The organism is Tessaracoccus aquimaris, from assembly GCF_001997345.1.
Taxonomy (GTDB): domain Bacteria; phylum Actinomycetota; class Actinomycetes; order Propionibacteriales; family Propionibacteriaceae; genus Arachnia; species Arachnia aquimaris.
Window position 1 is genome coordinate 445,212 of the sequence record NZ_CP019606.1, and the last position, 16,403, is coordinate 461,614.

Annotated in this window: 10 protein-coding genes and 1 pseudogene; 4 read left to right on the forward strand and 7 right to left on the reverse strand. The window is 69.9% G+C overall.

Annotated features, from left to right (window positions below):
• Positions 1-44: 44 nt before the first annotated feature.
• Together ettA and BW730_RS02110 are read left to right on the forward strand one after the other, a co-directional pair.
• A complete protein-coding gene (gene ettA, locus BW730_RS02105; RefSeq protein ID WP_077684811.1) occupies positions 45-1,724 on the forward strand; it encodes an energy-dependent translational throttle protein EttA in 1,680 nt (559 codons plus the stop codon).
• 128 nt (positions 1,725-1,852) lie between these two features.
• Positions 1,853-2,332: a hypothetical protein gene (locus BW730_RS02110; RefSeq protein ID WP_077684812.1), complete on the forward strand. Its 480-nt coding sequence runs from the start codon at positions 1,853-1,855 to the stop codon at positions 2,330-2,332.
• On the opposite strand, the gene BW730_RS02115 is transcribed toward BW730_RS02110, so the two are convergent.
• The 4 genes from BW730_RS02115 to BW730_RS02130 form a co-directional block, all read right to left on the reverse strand.
• Positions 2,329-3,225: a hypothetical protein gene (locus BW730_RS02115; RefSeq protein ID WP_077684813.1), complete on the reverse strand. Its 897-nt coding sequence runs from the start codon at positions 3,223-3,225 to the stop codon at positions 2,329-2,331. The genes BW730_RS02110 and BW730_RS02115 overlap by 4 nt on opposite strands.
• A 49-nt stretch (positions 3,226-3,274) precedes the next feature.
• Entirely contained in the window at positions 3,275-3,766 is a 492-nt protein-coding gene (locus BW730_RS02120) for an RNA polymerase sigma factor (RefSeq protein ID WP_077684814.1), read from the reverse strand.
• A 677-nt stretch (positions 3,767-4,443) separates the two neighbouring features.
• Positions 4,444-7,227, reverse strand: coding sequence for an FAD-binding and (Fe-S)-binding domain-containing protein (locus BW730_RS02125; RefSeq protein WP_077684815.1), 2,784 nt, complete (start codon positions 7,225-7,227; stop codon positions 4,444-4,446).
• 4 nt (positions 7,228-7,231) lie between these two features.
• Positions 7,232-7,687, reverse strand: coding sequence for a MarR family winged helix-turn-helix transcriptional regulator (locus BW730_RS02130; RefSeq protein ID WP_077684816.1), 456 nt, complete (start codon positions 7,685-7,687; stop codon positions 7,232-7,234).
• Between the two features lie 98 nt (positions 7,688-7,785).
• Here BW730_RS02130 and BW730_RS02135 point away from each other — a divergent pair, with 98 nt between their 5' ends.
• Positions 7,786-9,612, forward strand: coding sequence for an AMP-dependent synthetase/ligase (locus BW730_RS02135; RefSeq protein ID WP_077684817.1), 1,827 nt, complete (start codon positions 7,786-7,788; stop codon positions 9,610-9,612).
• Positions 9,613-10,458: an acyl-CoA thioesterase gene (locus tag BW730_RS02140; protein WP_077684818.1), complete on the forward strand. Its 846-nt coding sequence runs from the start codon at positions 9,613-9,615 to the stop codon at positions 10,456-10,458. It abuts the gene before it with no gap.
• A 264-nt stretch (positions 10,459-10,722) separates the two neighbouring features.
• Here BW730_RS02140 and BW730_RS02145 read toward each other — a convergent pair whose 3' ends face one another.
• The 3 genes and pseudogenes from BW730_RS02145 to BW730_RS02150 form a co-directional block, all read right to left on the reverse strand.
• Positions 10,723-11,847 (reverse strand): DNA-formamidopyrimidine glycosylase family protein, encoded by a 1,125-nt coding sequence (locus BW730_RS02145; RefSeq protein WP_077684819.1) that lies wholly within the window; start codon positions 11,845-11,847, stop codon positions 10,723-10,725.
• On the reverse strand, positions 11,840-12,700 hold the full coding sequence (locus BW730_RS20475; RefSeq protein WP_471248201.1) for an Lhr family helicase: 861 nt from the start codon (positions 12,698-12,700) through the stop codon (positions 11,840-11,842). The genes BW730_RS02145 and BW730_RS20475 overlap by 8 nt, the downstream gene beginning before the upstream one ends.
• 146 nt (positions 12,701-12,846) lie before the next feature.
• Positions 12,847-16,377 (reverse strand): annotated as a pseudogene (locus BW730_RS02150) (DEAD/DEAH box helicase); the annotation flags it as partial.
• Between the last annotated feature and the right edge of the window lie 26 nt (positions 16,378-16,403).

Sequence of the window (16,403 nt, forward strand, 5' to 3'; positions counted from 1 at the left end):
GCTGGCATACTGGCACGCGGTCAACGCGAAAGGGTCTCCACACAGTGGCCGAGTTCATCTACACCATGTACAACGTCCGCAAGACGGTCGGGGACAAGGTCATCCTCGACAACGTCACGTTGTCGTTCCTCCCCGGCGCCAAGATCGGCGTCGTGGGCCCCAACGGCGCGGGCAAGTCCACCATGCTCAAGCTGATGGCGGGCCTCGACAGGCCCAATAACGGCGAGGCGAACCTCGCCAAGGGCGCGACCGTCGGCATCCTGCTGCAGGAGCCGCCGCTCGACGAGGACAAGACCGTCATCGAGAATGTCGAGCTCGCCGTCCACGAGACCAAGGCGATGCTCAAGCGCTTTGACGAGATCGGCATGGAGATGGGCGAACCTGACGCCGACTTCGATGCGCTGATGGCCGAGATGGGCGACCTCCAGACGGAGCTCGAGCACCGCAACGCCTGGGAGATCGACTCGATGCTCGAGCAGGCGATGGACGCGCTCCAGTGCCCGCCACCGGACACCCCGGTCAGCGTCCTCTCCGGTGGTGAGCGGCGCCGCGTCGCGCTCTGCAAGCTGCTGCTCGAGGCCCCCGACCTGCTGCTCCTCGACGAGCCGACCAACCACCTCGACGCCGAGTCCGTCGACTGGCTCGAGAAGCACCTCAAGAACTACCCGGGCGCCGTCCTGGCCGTCACGCACGACCGCTACTTCCTCGACAACGTCGCGGAATGGATCTGCGAGATCGACCGCGGTCGCCTGCACCCCTACGAGGGCAACTACTCGACCTACCTGGAGACCAAGCGTCAGCGCCTCCAGGTCGAGGGTAAGAAGGACGCCAAGCGCGCCAAGATCCTCGAGAAGGAACTCGAGTGGGTCCGCTCGAACCCCAAGGCCCGCCAGGCCAAGAGCAAGGCCCGTCTGGCCCGCTACGAGGAGCTCGCCGCGGAGGCGGAGCGCAACCGCGCCGTCGACCTCTCCGAGATCAATATCCCGCCGGGCCCGCGACTCGGCTCCGTCGTCCTCGAGGCGAAGGACCTCAAGAAGGGCTTCGGCGACCGGGTCCTGATCGACAACCTGTCCTTCACGCTGCCCCGCGCGGGCATCGTCGGAATCATCGGGCCCAACGGCGTCGGCAAGACGACACTGTTCAAGACCATCACGGGCATCGAGCAGGCCGACACGGGTGAGCTGAGGGTCGGCGAGACCGTCTCCTTCAGTTACGTCGACCAGAACCGCTCCGGCATCGACCCGAAGAAGAACGTGTGGGAGGTCGTCTCCGACGGCCTCGACCACATCAAGGTCGCCAACTTCGAGATGCCCTCGCGCGCTTACGTCGCGTCGTTCGGCTTCAAGGGCCCCGACCAGCAGAAGCTCGCGGGCGTCCTCTCCGGCGGTGAGCGCAACCGCCTGAACCTGGCGCTGACCCTGAAGCAGGGCGGCAACGTGCTGCTCCTCGATGAGCCCACCAACGACCTCGACGTCGAGACGCTCCAGTCGCTCGAGGACGCGCTCCTCGACTTCCCGGGCTGCGCCGTCGTGATCTCCCACGACCGCTGGTTCCTCGACCGCGTCGCCACCCACATCCTCGCGTGGGAGGGCACCGAGGAGGACCCGGCCAACTGGTTCTGGTTCGAGGGCAACTTCGCCGACTACGAGGAGAACAAGATCGCCCGCCTCGGCCCCGAGGCGTCGCGACCCAAGTCGTCGTCGCACCGTCGCCTCACCCGCTGACCGCGCAGAAACGCCCCTCCCACGCAACGTGCGGAGGGGCGTTTCGCGTTCCCGCCGACCCGCCGTCCGACAGTCGCTTCGACTGTCGCTGCGACCGACGGGGCGCAAGGGTGGATAGTCTCGGGGCCATGACGACCGAACCCATCCCGCGCTACCGGCTGGGTGAGGTGGCCCATCAGGGCCTGTGGTGGGCCGCCCTCGCGCTGCCCGCCCTGGTGGTGCTGATCAGGGTGGCGACCACGACGGTGTCCGGCATCTTCTTCCTCTACGTCGTGATCGGCATCCCCGCCACGATCGTCGCGCAGGTGATGGCCGGGCTGCTCGCTTGGACCTACCGGAAGCGGCAGTGGCGCCACTTCCTGGGGCCGGTCGCCTCGATCGGATCCTTCGTCTACTACGGCATGTGGGCGCTGCTCGCGCTGACCCTTCCCGAGGTGGCGGGCGCCGAGCCCACCTCGCTGCTTGGACGGCTGTTCGGGGACGGAGCAGCCGACGCGCTCAGCGTGGTGCTGCTCGTGGCGGTGCCCTCCACCTATGTCGCGCTGCTGGTCGCGATCGTGGTGGAGGGCACCCGGGCCGTGCGCCGACTCGGCGCCGAGGTCGGCTAGCCGGCCAGCCTCTCGGCCATCGCGTCTGCCGCCTTGAGCGCCGGGCACTGCGCGCCGTCGCCGTCATCGGGGGAGAGCGAGCAGTTGTAGTCCTGCCCCTCGAATGCCTGCGACAGGAACAGCACGCGCGAGTCCGTCTGGATGATCACGACGTCGACCCACTGACCGAGTTCGAGCGACGCGTCCCCGGCGGGGAGGCCGGCCGCAAGGACGTTGGCGAACCGTGCATCCGGCGCGTTGGCAGGCGGCGTGAACGGGACCTCGTCGGTGCTCTCATGGGCGCGGGAGTCGCGCCAGCCCTGCGCGTCGAGCCGTTCCCCGCAGTCGAGGGACTGCTGCCGGAGCGAGTCGAACGCGGCAGTTGCCTGCGCCTTGTCGTCGTAGCCGAAGATCGTCGCGACGTACAGCGTCGGCCACTCGTCGCCCTCGATGCCCATCTCGCGGGTCAGGATGGTGCTGGGCTCGCCGGGGATCTCGCTCAGGCAGATGCTCGGCGAGGACTGGCCCTGCCCCTCGAACTCGTCCTTGACGGCGCCGGGCAGGTCGCCGTAGATGAAGAGCTGATCGGGGGTCGGCATGTTGTCGAAGGTGGGGGCCTTCACGGTCTCGCCCGGCGCGTCGGTTGGCGTCGGTGTCGGCTTGGAGGTGACGTCCGGCGTCTGGGTGGGACCCGGGTCGGGCGACGTCGGGGCGCTGGGGCTCGCCGTCGACGAGATGCTGGGCGTCGGCGTCACCGGCTGGGGGGTCGCCCAGCCCGGCTCCTGTCGGCCGGTGGCCTGCACGATGCCGAAGCCGCCGACCGCGAGCAGGGCACACGCGCCCAGCACGCCGACGGTGCGCCGGGTGGCCCGGCGACGGTTGCCGCGCCGTCGGATCTCTGATGCTGGCAGCATGGGAACCTCCTTTGCGGTCGCTGCGAGGTGGTCGAGTTCGGGAATACGGTCAGGCATGACGCACCTCCAGGTCAGTGTTGAGCAGACGGGCGAGGGTGGCTCGGCCGCGTGAGAGGCGGGCCTTGATGGTGCCCGTGGGGGCACCGACCTCGGCTGCGACGTCGGCGACGCTCAGGTCGCACAGGTGGTAGAGCACGATGGCCCGTCGCTGGTCCTCGGGCAGTTGGGCGAGCGCCTGCTCCAGGACGACCCGTTCGGGGGACGGCTCGGCCGCCGGCCTCATCTCCAGCGCCCGGTCCGGTTGCCGGAAGGACCTTCGTGCGCGTCGCCAGCGGCTGACGGCCAGCCGGTACGCGGTCGTCCTGACCCACGCCTCGGGGCTGTTGGCCGTGTCGAGCTTGCTCTTGTGATCCCACGCCCTCACGAATGCCTCCTGGACGCAGTCCTGCGCCTCGGCCATCGATCCGCACATCGCATAGATGTGGCCGACGAGTTTCGTGAAGGACGCGGCGTAGAACCGGTCGAACTCGTCCTCGGTCACTGTCCCTCCCCGTGATCTCTGTGGCCCGTGTCGGGCCGTTCGTGGTGAATACGCCCGGGCGGAGGCGTTGGTTGCATCAGAACATCACGGGGAACTTTCCGCCGACCGTCGCCATGCCAGCGTCGGCCGGAATCGCCGTGAGGTTCGCCTGTCCCGCGGTCGGCTCTGACCTCGTGAAGCTCTCGCGGTACCTGGCGTGGCTTGGGCTGTCGGGTGCGAGAGGTTTCGACCGAAGAAGTCCGCTGACGCGTCCTTCTTGGCTCAACCAACGGCTGCTGATTGAGCCAGCGGCGGCGACGAAGTCGCCCGCGCTGCGTCGAAATCCTCGTGAGGTGGGCAGGGAATCGGGTCCGCCTTCGCGCGATCCTGGCGTGACTAGGGCTGTCGGGCGCGAGAGGTTTCGACCGAAGAAGTCCGCTGACGCGTCCTTCTTGGCTCAACCAACGGCTGCTGGCGCGTCCTTCTTGGCTCAACCAGCGGCCGCTGACTGAGCCAGCCCAGCGACGGAGGCGCCCGCGCTGTGTCGCTTGGATTGAGCCAGCCCAGCGACGGAGTCGCCCGCGGCTGCGTCGAAATCCTCGTGAGGTGGGCAGGGGCTAGGGTCCGCGTTCGGGTGTGGGTTGGTTTCGACGCGACGCGCGCGGGGCTCCGCCCCGACGGTCGGCTCAACCAGCGGGTCAGTGCGTGGCGAGCAGTTCCGCGAGCGACATCGATGAGCGGTCGGCGAGCGAGGTCAACTGCGTCTGGCACGAGAAGCCGTCGGCCAGCACGATCGCGTCAGGGTTCGCCTCGACCGCCGGGCCCAGGTCGTGCTCGAAGACCTTCACGCTGACGTCGTGATGGCCCCGCTCGACCCCGAAGTTGCCCGCCAGGCCGCAGCAACCGCCGACGACCACGAGTTTCGCGCCCGTCCTCTCCAGCAGCGCCCTGTCCTTGCCCCAGCCGAGCACCGACGCGTGGTGGCAGTGCGGTTGGGCGACGATCGTGTGGCCGCTGAGGTCAGGCGCGACGAAGTCGGCGTCGCGCTCCAGGAACTCGGCCAGCGTCAGGACCGACCCGTTCAACGCCGCAACGTTCGCATCGTCGGGCAGCAGTTCAGGGGCGTCGCTTCGCCACACGGCCGTGCACGACGGCTCGACGCCGATGATCGGCACTCCATCGGCGACGTAGGGGGCAAGCACGGCAGCGGCCGTGGTCAGTTGGCGGCGGGCGCCGTCGAGTTGGCCGGTCGAGATCCAGGTGAGCCCGCAGCACGCCGTCTTGTCCAGCACCTCCGGCTCGTAGCCGAGCCGCACCAACAGTTGCGCCATCGCCGCGAACGACATCGACTCGAAGCAGTCGGAGAACGAGTCGACCCAGATCAGCACCCGACCCTTCGAGCCGCCGGTCGAACGCTCGAGCCGCGACCGGGCGGTGCGTGAGGCGAACTGCGGGATGGCGCGCCGGTGGTCGACGCCCGCGCCCCAGCGCAGCGCCCTGCCGAGCCCAGGCGTCCGGCCGACCAGGTTCACGAGCCTTCCGAGGCCCGGGACGGTCGTGATGAGGCGACCCCAGCGCGGCAGCCAGCCGAGCGCGTAGTGGTTGCGGGGGCGCAGCCGCCCCTTGTACGTCTCGTGCGTGACGCGCGCCTTGTAGGCGGCCATGTCGATGCCGGTCGGGCAGTCGCGGGCGCAGCCCTTGCACGAGAGGCACAGGTCGAGCGCCGCGTGCACCTCCGGCGAGCGCCAGCCCTTGCTGATCAGCGAGCCGTTGACCATCTCCTGCAGCGCGTGGGCGCGGCCGCGCGTCGAGTCCTTCTCGTCCCGGGTCGCCTGGAACGACGGGCACATCACGCCGCCGGACGCAGTCGTGTCCGCCAGGCACTTGCCGACGCCGGAGCACTGGTGCACCGCCTCGACGAACTCGGCGTCGGTCGCGGCGAGCGGCGAGCGGCTGACTGCGACCATCCGCAGGTCCTGTTCGACGGGGGCCGGGTCGACCAGCACACCGGGGTTGAGCAGGCCGCGTGGATCGAAGAGGCGCTTCACGTGGCCGAACAGGTCGATGGCTGCGGGGGAGTACATGTGCGGCAGCAGCGCAGAGCGCGCCCTTCCGTCGCCGTGCTCGCCCGACATCGAGCCGCCGAACCGGGCGACCATCGTCGCGGCCTCCTCGACGAACGCCTTGTAGCGCTCTGCGCCGTCGGGTGCGGTGAGGGGGAAGTCGATGCGGCAGTGCACGCAGCCGTCGCCGAAGTGGCCGTAGGGGAGGCCGTGCAGGCCGTGGCGCTCCAACAGCGCGTCGAACTCCCGCAGGTACTCGCCCAGGTGCTGCGGCGGGACCGCCGCGTCCTCCCAGCCTCCGTAGGCGGGCTTTGCGAGGCTGACGCCCGCCAGGCCGGCGCCGTCGGCGCGGATCTTCCACAGTTGAGCGGCGCGGGCGGGGTCGTCGACGACCCATCCTTCCGTCGCGGCGGAGGCCTCGACGATCGCCTCGGCCCTCGCGCGGAGCTCTGCCGGGTCGTCGCCGACGACCTCCAGGAACATCCAGCCGTCGCCCGCCGGCAGGTCGCCGACGCTGTCTGCGCCGTTCTTGGCGACTACGACGTCGACGATGCGCCGGTCGAGGCCCTCGCATGCGGTGGGGGAGAAGCGGAGCAGGTTGGAGATGTCGTCGCCCGCGTCGGGCATCGTCGGGTAGCCGAGCGCGACCATCAGCGAGTGCGGCGCGTCCGCAACAAGCCGGACGGTCGCCCGGACGATCACGCCGAGCGTTCCCTCGGTGCCCGCGAAGAACTTGGCGACGTCGAACCGCTTCTCGGGGAGCAGATGCTCCAGCGAGTAGCCGGACACCTGCCGGATGAAGGTGCCGAACTCGGTGCGGATCACGCCAAGGTTGGCCGCCACCAGCGAGCGCAGTTCCGGCAGGTCGTCGACGCCGAGCGTGATCAGGTCGCCGGTTCCCGTGACGATGTCGAGGCTGACGACGTTGTCTGCCATCCGTCCGTAGCCGAGGGCGCGTGGGCCGCAGGCGTTGTTGCCGATCATGCCGCCGACGGTGCAGCGGTTCGAGGTCGACGGGTCCGGGCCGAGTCGCAGCCCGTGGGGCCGGGCGGCCTGCTGGAGTTGGTCCTGCACGACGCCGGGGTCGATCACCGCGGTGCGCGCCTCAGGGTCGATGGAGTGGATCCGGTTCAGATGGCGGGAGACGTCGATCACGAGCCCCGGCCCGACGGCGTTGCCTGCGCACGAGGTGCCAGCGCCGCGAGCGGTGATCGGGACACCCGCGTCGAGGGATGCGCGCACCAGGGCGACCAGTTCGTCTGTGCTGCGGGGATGAGCGACGGCCGCGGGTGCGACGCGATACAGCGAAGCGTCGGTCGAGTAGAGCGCGCGGGTAAGCGTCGAATCGTCGATGATCTCCGCGAGGTCGCCGAGCCGATCAATCAGTTGAGCGTGGGGCGAGGCCGCGGAGATGGTCACCGTCCTAGTTTGCCACCGCCAGTGAGGCCTGCATCGCGCGGCCCAGCGCCGTGAAATCCCCCGGCTCGATGGCGTCGACGAAGACGCGTCGGACGGAGTCGACGTGCGCGGGCGCCGCCCGCTGCAGCAGGTCGAAGCCCCTCTGGGTCATCTCGGCCTGCACGCCGCGTCCGTCGGCCGCACACGAGGTGCGGTTGACGTAGCCGGCCTGCTCCATCCGTTTGATGGTGTGGGTCAGGCGGGACCGCGAATGGCCCACAGAGGCGGCGAGCTCGCCCATCCTGATCGTGTGATCGGGCGCCTCGCTGAGGCGAACGAGCAACTCGTACTCTGAAAGGCTCAGATTGAACTGGCGCAGCTCGGCGTCCAGGTACTCTTCGATGTGCGTCTTGGCCAGGAGGTAGCTCCGCCAGACGCGCTGCTGACTCTCGTTGAGCCAGCCCGCAACTGGTTCAGACATAAGGGTGATCCTACCACGTGCTTTAGATTTCAAGCATGTCTCCCCAGGGAAGCATTCAGCCGTTACTCTTGCGGGAACCCCAGGAACGGAGAGCAACGGTGTCCATTCGCGAAGAGCTGCTTGCAGATGCCCCTCAGAACGTTGGAGAGATGCTGCGCAACCGGGTCGAAAAGACCCCTGACAAGCCAGCCTTCATGTACCCGGACGGTGCCGCGGGCGTCAACACGTGGACCACGCTGACGTGGCGCGAGACTAACGACAACGTCGATCGGCTCGCCGCTGGGCTGCTCGCCCGAGGCCTCGAATACGAGGACCGGGTGGCCATCTGCTCTACTACCCGCGTCGAGTGGATCTTCATGGATCTGGCCATCGCGGTCGCCGCGGGCGCCACCACCACCGTCTACCCGAACACCGGGGCCGAAGAGGTCGACTACATCCTGGCCGACTCCGGCTCGAAGGTTCTGATCGCCGAGGACGCCAAGCAACTCGCGAAGGTCATCGACGAACCGCAGTTGACCGAGCAGATCCACACCATCGTCGTCATCGACACGTCCGGCGTCACGCTCGACGACCGCGTCATCTCGTACCAGAAGCTGATGGAACTGGGCGACGCCTATGTCGCGGAGCACCCCGACGCGCTCGAGAAGTCGATCGCCAGCACCACTCGCGACACCCTCTCGACCCTGATCTACACCTCCGGCACCACCGGTCGGCCCAAGGGCGTGCGCCTGAACCACATCTCGTGGGTCTACGAGGGCGTGGCGACCCGCTACCTCGACCTGATCGAGGAGGACGCGCTGCAGTACCTGTGGCTGCCGCTCAGCCACGTGTTCGGCAAGGCGTTGATCGCCTGCCAGCTCAGCTACGGCTTCGCGTCCGCCGTCGACGGCCGGATCGACCACATCGTCCAGGGCCTCGGCGAGGTGCACCCCACCTTCATGTGTGGCGCCCCGCGCATCTTCGAAAAGGTCCGCGGCGCGGTGCTCACCGGCAACAAGGGCCTCAAGGCCAAGATCGCCCGCTGGGCGTTCTCCGTCGGCTACGACACGATCGACGACCGGCTCGCTGGCCGCGAACTCAAGGGCCCGCTGGCGGTGAAGTACAAGATCGCCGAGAAGCTCGTCTACTCCAAGTTGAAGGAGAAGCTCGGCGGCCGGATGAAGTTCATGATCTCCGGCTCGGCCAAGCTGAGCCCTCAGGTGCAGAAGTGGTTCTACGCCGCGGGCATCCTGATCGTCGAGGGATACGGCTCGACCGAGACCTCCGCGATCGCGGGCGTCGACCTGCCGGAGAACCCGCAGCTTGGCACCATCGGTAAGCCGCTGCCCGGCGTCGAGGCCAAGATCGCTGACGACGGCGAACTGCTGCTGCGCGGGCCCATCGTCACGCCCGGCTACCACAACCTGCCCGAGCAGACCGCGGAGGCCTTCACCGACGGCTGGTACCACACCGGCGACATCGGCCAGATCCTTCCGTCCGGGCAGATCAAGATCACCGACCGCAAGAAGGACCTGTTCAAGACCTCGGGCGGCAAGTACGTCGCGCCGCAGAAGGTCGAGGGCGCCATCCAGGCCAACATCCCCTACGTCGCGCAGTCGATCGCCGTCGGCGACGACCGCAAGTATGTCTCCGCGCTCGTGGTCCTCGACCCGGCGCTGCTGCAGAAGTGGGCGGACAAGCGCGGCATCACGGGCTCCTACGCGGAACTGTCGCAGCGCCCCGAGATCCGTGAGTCGATCGAGAAGTGGATGGAGCGGGCAAACTCGAAGCTGGAGCGCTGGGAGACCGTCAAGAAGTTCACGATCCTCGACCACGAGTTGACCGTCGAGAATGCGGGCGTCACCGCCAACATGAAGATCCGTCGCAACGTGGTGGCCGAGAAGTACTCCGATCTCGTGAACGCGATGTACCCGCAGGAAGACTGAGTGTTCGTCTACGCCTGCCCCTTGCGCTGGTCCGATCTTGACGCGCAGGGGCACGTCAACAACGCCGTCATCGTCGACTACCTGCAGGAGGCGCGCGTCGCTTTCCTGCGCGAGGGTCCCGCCTCCGAACTGCTGGACAGCGGCGTGGTCGTGGTGTCGCACGAGGTGGAGTACCACCGTCCGATCGGGTACTCGGACGATCCGGTGACCGTCGAGCTCGGCATGGCGAAGGTGGGTGCCTCGCGCATCGAGATCGCCTACCGGGTGCTTCAGGACGGTGAGCTCGCCGTGGTCGCACGGACGGCGCTGTGCGCCTTCGACTTCGACGAGCAGCGCCCCGTCCGGCTCCTGCCAGAGCACCGGGCGTTCTTCCAGGAGCACCTGATCGACGCGGAACGGCTGCGCCGGATCCCGGCGCCCGACCTGGATGGCAGGGGCGCCTCGGTGCCGCTCGCGGTGCGCTGGTCCGATCTTGACTCGTACGGGCACGTCAACAACGCGGTGCTGTTCGACTACATCCAGCAGGCCCGCGTCACGGCGACCACGCTGTGGGACCCGACGATGGCGAGGGCGGGCACGAAGGGCAGCGACCGGCTGTGGCTCGTGGTGCGCCAGGACGTCGACTACCTGGTGCAGTTGTCGCACCGGATCGCGCCGTACGCGCTGCTGGTCGCCCCCGTGAAGTTGGGTGGCACGTCCATCACGCTCGCGACGGAGTTCGTCGATCCGGGCACTGGGCTCGTCTTCGCCAGGGCAAGGACGGTTCTGGTGTGCGCCGATCTGTCTGGTCGTCCGGTCGACCTGGGCGACGCGACCCGAGCCGCGCTGGAACCGCACCTCGTCTGAGGCGCTTCGGGCGTTGGGGTTGGGTAGTGATTTGAGCATGTTTGGTCGCTCGTTGCGATGTGAACGTTCAAATCGGCGTGATTCGCGAACGAGTTACCAAACATGCTCAAGTTCTCGCCTGCCCAAGCACTAGGACCGCGCCTCGTCTGAGGCGCGCCGGGTGCTGGGCGTGGGTGGCGATTTGAGCATGTTCCGTCGCTCGTTTCGATCTGAACGTTCAAATCGGCGTGGATCGCGAACGAGTTACCAAACACGCTCAAGTTCTCACCCAGCCACGCGCTGGCAGCGGGGGCACCACCAGATGATCCGCTCCATGCCGGCGCGGGGGTCGGCGACGCTGTCGGCGCCGCCGAGCGTCGACTTCTCGATGGCGGTGCCGCAGCGCAGGCACGGGCGGTGCGCGCGGCCGAAGACGAAGGTGGTGTGGCCGCGACGGTGATCGCCGGTGAAGGTGCGCACCGGGCTGCTCAGGTTTGCGTGCATCAGTTTCCACGCCAGGTCGACGACCGCCTCGACGTCGACCGCGCCGATCCGTGACGCCGGGTGCAGCCCTCGCAGGAAGCAGACCTCGGCGCAGTACTCGTTGCCGATGCCCGCCAGGTTGCGCTGATCCAGCAGCGCCTCGCCAAGCGTGCGACCCGGGTTGGCCGCTAGGCGACGCAGCGCCTCCGCTCGGCCTGACGGTCGCCAGCGCGGCCCGAGGCCACCGCTGGAGACGGCGGGGGGTTCGTTTCCCGCCTGGGGCGTGACGTCGGATGGTGCGACGGGGGCGGGTTCGCCTCCCGCTTGGTGTGTGGCGTCGGATGGTGCGACGGGGGCGGGTTCGCCTTCCGGCTGGTGTGTGGCGTCCGATGCTGCGACGGCGGCGGGCTTCCCGCCCTTCTGGCGTGCGTCGTCGGATCGCGCGGTCTCGGAGGAACGGCCGACCTGGCCCATCTCCCCACGCGCGCCCTCTCGCGCGGCGTCTCTTCCCTCCGGCGCCTGCGCTTCGCCGGCCCAGTCGTCGGCGAGCAGGTCGGGGCCCAGCCAGCCCATCCGCGACTCGAACTCGCGCGCGGGCCACAGTTCGACGATGCCGAGGTCGTGCCCGACCAACTCGACTCCGCCCTCGACCCGAACCACGACCCGCGCCGTGTGAGCGGGTGCCGACCAGCGGGTCCCCTCGGCGTGGATCCGCCAGATCCCGTCCATCCTGAGATGCGTGTGCAGCACCCGGTCGCCGACCAGCCAGAACAGGTGCTTCCCGTGCGGCCACACCCGCTCGATCCGCTCGCCCGCGAGGTCGGCCGTCGCCAACTGCGGGACCCGGAACTGCGAGTAGGTGACCTCCCTGCCGACCAGCGGCTGCATCCGCTCAGACAGTCGCCAGACGGAATCGCCCTCAGGCATGCGGCGCCTCGATCGTGACGCCCTTGGGCGTCAGGCGGGCCCCGGCGGCCAGCATCGTCGCCTCCAACCCGCTCGAGCCGACGCGCTCCCCGTCGACCTCCTCGATCCGCAGCCTGCGCATCCGGCCCTCCGCAACGGCCGACCGCAGCGCCGAGACGACAAGCGCGGCCGTCTCCTCGCGGTCCTCACCGAAGACGGTCAGGACGCGGCCGCCGCGCGTCAGATGCGCAAGCAGCACGCCGTCGGCCAGCACGACGATGGCGCCGGCGGCGCGGGAGGGTCGGGCGCTGTCGTGCTCCGGCCAGGCGAGGACACTTCCGTAGGGGTTCGCCGGGTCGAGCGCAGCCAGCACCACCGGCACCGGATCGGTAGCACCCGAGGGCCAGCGACCTTGGTCGGGCGAGTCCGCGTGGGCCCGGACGTCGGCGATCACGTCCTGCGTCGAGAACTGCGCCCCGCCAAGCCCCTCGACCAGGTAGCCGCGCAGCACCTTGCCCGCCTGCTCCAACTCCGCGAGCAGTCGGTAGGCCGCCGCGAACCCGCCAGGGGTGCCGTCTGCGGTGACCCCGCCGCGCGTGATGACGCCGAACCGGGCCAGCCACGACGACGCAAGCGCCAGCGCCTTCTCCGCGGGGGAGCGGCCTCGTCGCGGACCCGGTACCAGCGCCCCGCCACCGAGGGGGTCGACGGGCCGGCCGACAGCGGGGTGCGCCCCAACCTCGGGATGCGGGCGCGTCGACGCGGGCTCGGCCGGGTCGTCTTGTGTGCCCCGCGCGTCGACCCGCCGATCCTGGCGCGGACGGGGGCCATCGACATCGGCGCGATCACGCCCTGCTCGGCGGCCCGCCACCACGCGTCCTCCGTATGGTCGACGTCGGAGGGCACCGACCCGACGGTGCCGTCACCCATGCCGAGCGCCTCGGCCAGCGCGACGGCGTCGGCATCAGGGGCATGGTCCGGCTCTGCGAGCAGGTCGAGATCATCGGAGGGCACCAGCGCGACCAACGGGTCGTTGGGCCCCGCCGATCCCCGGAACCGGACGACGACCTCCCCCTCGGCGAGCAGCGCGTCCAGGTGCGCGGGGGAGTAGCCCCTCAGCCGGGCGGGCAGCACGTGCGTCTCCCACGCCGATGCGGGCAGCGCGACCCCGGCCAGCCGCTGCAGCGCGAGCAGCACCTCGTCTGGGCCCGACTCGGGCCGGTCGGTGACCTGGTGCGCCCCCGCGAGGTAGCGCGCGTAACCCGTCTGCGACACGGGTTGCAGTTCGGAGCGGGCCTTTGCGAGCGAGCGGGTCCGCAGCCGCCTCAACACCTCCGGGTCGACGTACTGCACCTCCTGGGACGTGAACCGGCCGAGTGTCAACCGGCGCGCCGCCGTCTCCCGCTCCAGCACCAGCGATGCCGTGGCCGGCCCGAGCCCAAATGCCTCGGCTGCCTCGGCGGCCGTGAACGGGCCGTGGGTGCGGGCGAACCGGGCCAGGAGTTGCGTCAGGGGGTCGCGGCCCTCGGTCGGAGGCGCGGAGTGGCCCGCGGGCACCGGGATGCCGAGCGCATCGCGGAGCAGCCCCAGGTCGGTCGCCGCGACCAGATGGTCGACGCCAGCGAGCCGGACCTCCGCGACCCGTGACCCCAACGCCTCGACGGCGTCCTCGACGCTCACTCCGTCGAGATGCGAGGGCAGCGCGGCGACCGGGATCGGGCCGAGCAGGCGCAGCAGGTCGGCGACCTGCTCGGGGGTTCTGGCGCGTCGTTCGTCGGTGCGGTGGCGCAGTTCGGCGACCACGGCGTCGACGACGTCCGGGTCGAGCACCTCGCGCAGGTCGAGCGTGCCGAGCGCCGCCGCCAGCAGGTCGGGATCCATCGCGAGCAGCGCAGCCCTCCGCTCGGCGAGCGGGATGTCGCCGTCGTAGATGAACGCGCCCGGGTAGCGGAACAGCAGACTCGCGGCGAACGGGCTGGGGTGTTCGGTGACGACCTCCACCAGGCGCATCGAGCCCGAGCGCAGCGCGCGCATGGTCTCCACGAGCGATGGCACGTCGTAGACGTCCTGCGTCACCTCGCGGATCGTCTCAAGCACGATCGGGAAGCGCGGATAGTGCCGGGCGACCTCCAGCAGTTGCGCCGCCCGCTGCCGCTGCTGCCACAGCGGCGCCCGCTTCTGCGGGTTCGGGCGGGGAAGCAGTAGCGCCCGTGCGGCGGCCTCCCGGAACCGGCCCGCGAACAGCGCGGTGCCTCCGACGTGGGTGGTGACGAGGTCGACGACGTCGTCCGGGTCGACCACGAGCAGCCCCGCGAGCCGGTCGACCACGTCCGAGTCGGGCAGTCGCAGCACGATGCCGTCGTCTCCCGCGACGGGCTGCACGTCGACCCCGGCCTCAGCAGACAACACCGCGGCGACGATGGTCGCCCAAGCGCCCAGCACCCGGCGGCCGAGCGGCGAATGGATCACGACGCGCCAGTCTCCCAACTCGTCTCGGAACCGTTCGACGACCACGGTCCGTTCATCGGGGACCACGCCGGTCGCGGCGCGCTGCTCCTGCAGGTAGGAGGCCAGGTTGGTGCGGGTGTTGGGGTCGAGATAGCCACGCTCGAGGCGATCGGCGTCGCGGGAGGCCTCACGCTGCAGGCGCCCAATGCCGCGGCCGAGTTCGGTGGGGCGACCCTCGTCCTCGCCGCGCCAGAACGGCAGTCGCCCGGTGTTGCCGGGGGCGGGGGAGACGCGCACCTGGTCGCGGGTGATCTCCTCGATCCGCCACGACGAGGCCCCGAGCGTGAACACGTCGCCCACCCGCGACTCGTGGACCATCTCCTCGTCCAGTTCGCCGACCCGGCGCGCGCCCTGCTCGTCGCCGACCAGGAATACCCCGTAGAGGCCGCGGTCGGGGATGGTCCCCCCGGAGGTCGCGGCAAGCCGGAGCGCGCCCGGCCGCGGGTAGAGCCTGTTGTCCTCGCCCATCACGAGCCGTGCCCGCAGGTTGGCGAAGTCGGCCGACGGGTACGCCCCGGTGAGCAGTTCGACGACGGAGTCGAGCAGTTCGCGGCGCAGCACCGCGTAGGGCTGGGCGCGCGTGACGGTGGCGAACCACTCGTCGACGTCGAGGCCGGCCCCGCCCGCGGCCGCCGTCGCGGCGACGGTCTGCTGGGCGAGGACGTCGAGCGGGTGGCGGGGGATGCTCAACTGCTCGATCTCGCCGGAGAGCATCCGCTCTGTGGTGACGACCGCGGCCGCGAGGTCGCCGCGGAACAGCGGGTAGACGTCGCCGTTCGACACCGCCCCGACGACGTGTCCCGCCCGGCCGACGCGCTGCAGCGCGCTCGCGATCGACGGAGGCGCCGAGACCTGGATGACCCGGTCGACCGCGCCCATGTCAATGCCGAGTTCGAGCGAACTGGTGGCGACAACGCAGCGCAGTTCGCCGGACTTCAGCGCCGACTCGATCTCGGCGCGCTGCTCCTTGCTGACGGAGCCGTGGTGAGCACGAGCGATCACCGGCGGGGCCCCTCGCACCGTGTCGACCGGGGCCATCACCTGCGCGGGCGGTCGAGCGGGGATCGGCGGCAGCGTCTCGGGCGCGTGCTCCTCCGCCCACATCTCGTTGAGGCGGCCGGTCAGCCGCTCCGCCGTCCGCCTGCCATTGGTGAAGATCAGCGTCGACCTGCCCTCCTTGACCCGCGCATAGATCTCGGCCTCGACATGCGGCCACAGCGACGCCCCGCCGGGGGAACCGACGGTGACGGTGTCGGTTCCCGGCTGCGCGAGCAACGGGTCGACGCTGACCGCCGCGCCGGGACCCGGGCCTGGGTCGCTCATGTCCCGCACCGGCACCCGGACGGTGACGTCCCACAGTTTCTCCGCGGGCGGCGCCACGACGGTGACGGGCCGGTCGCCGCCGAGGAAGGCGGCCACCTTCTCGATCGGGCGCACCGTCGCAGACAGCGCGACCCGCTGCACGTCGTGGCCGACCAGGGCGTCGAGCCGCTCGAGGCTGAGCGCTAGGTGGCTGCCGCGCTTGGTGCCCGCGACCGCGTGGATCTCGTCGACGATCACCGTCGAGACCCCGGTGAGGGTCGCCCGGGCGCTGCTTGTCAGCATCAGGTACAGCGACTCGGGGGTCGTGATCAGGATGTCCGGGGGATGACGAAGCAGGGCCGCGCGTTCCCGCGCCGGGGTGTCACCGGAGCGGACCCCGACCGTGATGGGCTGCATGCTGGTGCCGAGGTGTTCGGCGGCGAGCCTGACCCCCGTCAGCGGTGCTCGCAGGTTGCGCTCGACGTCGACCCCGAGCGCCTTGAGCGGGGAGATGTAGAGCACCTTGGTGCCCGGGGTGCGCTCGGCCGCATTGGCGAGCGCGTCGATCGCCCACAGGAACGCGGCGAGGGTCTTTCCCGAACCGGTGGGTGCGACCACCAGCGAGTTCCGATGCGAGGAGATCGTCGCCCATGCCTCCTCCTGCACCGCCGTCGGGCGGGGGAAGACGCTCGAGAACCACTGCCGGGTCGGGGCGGAGAACGGCGCCAGCGGGTCCTTCATGGGGCAATCCTGCCACCCCCCACTGA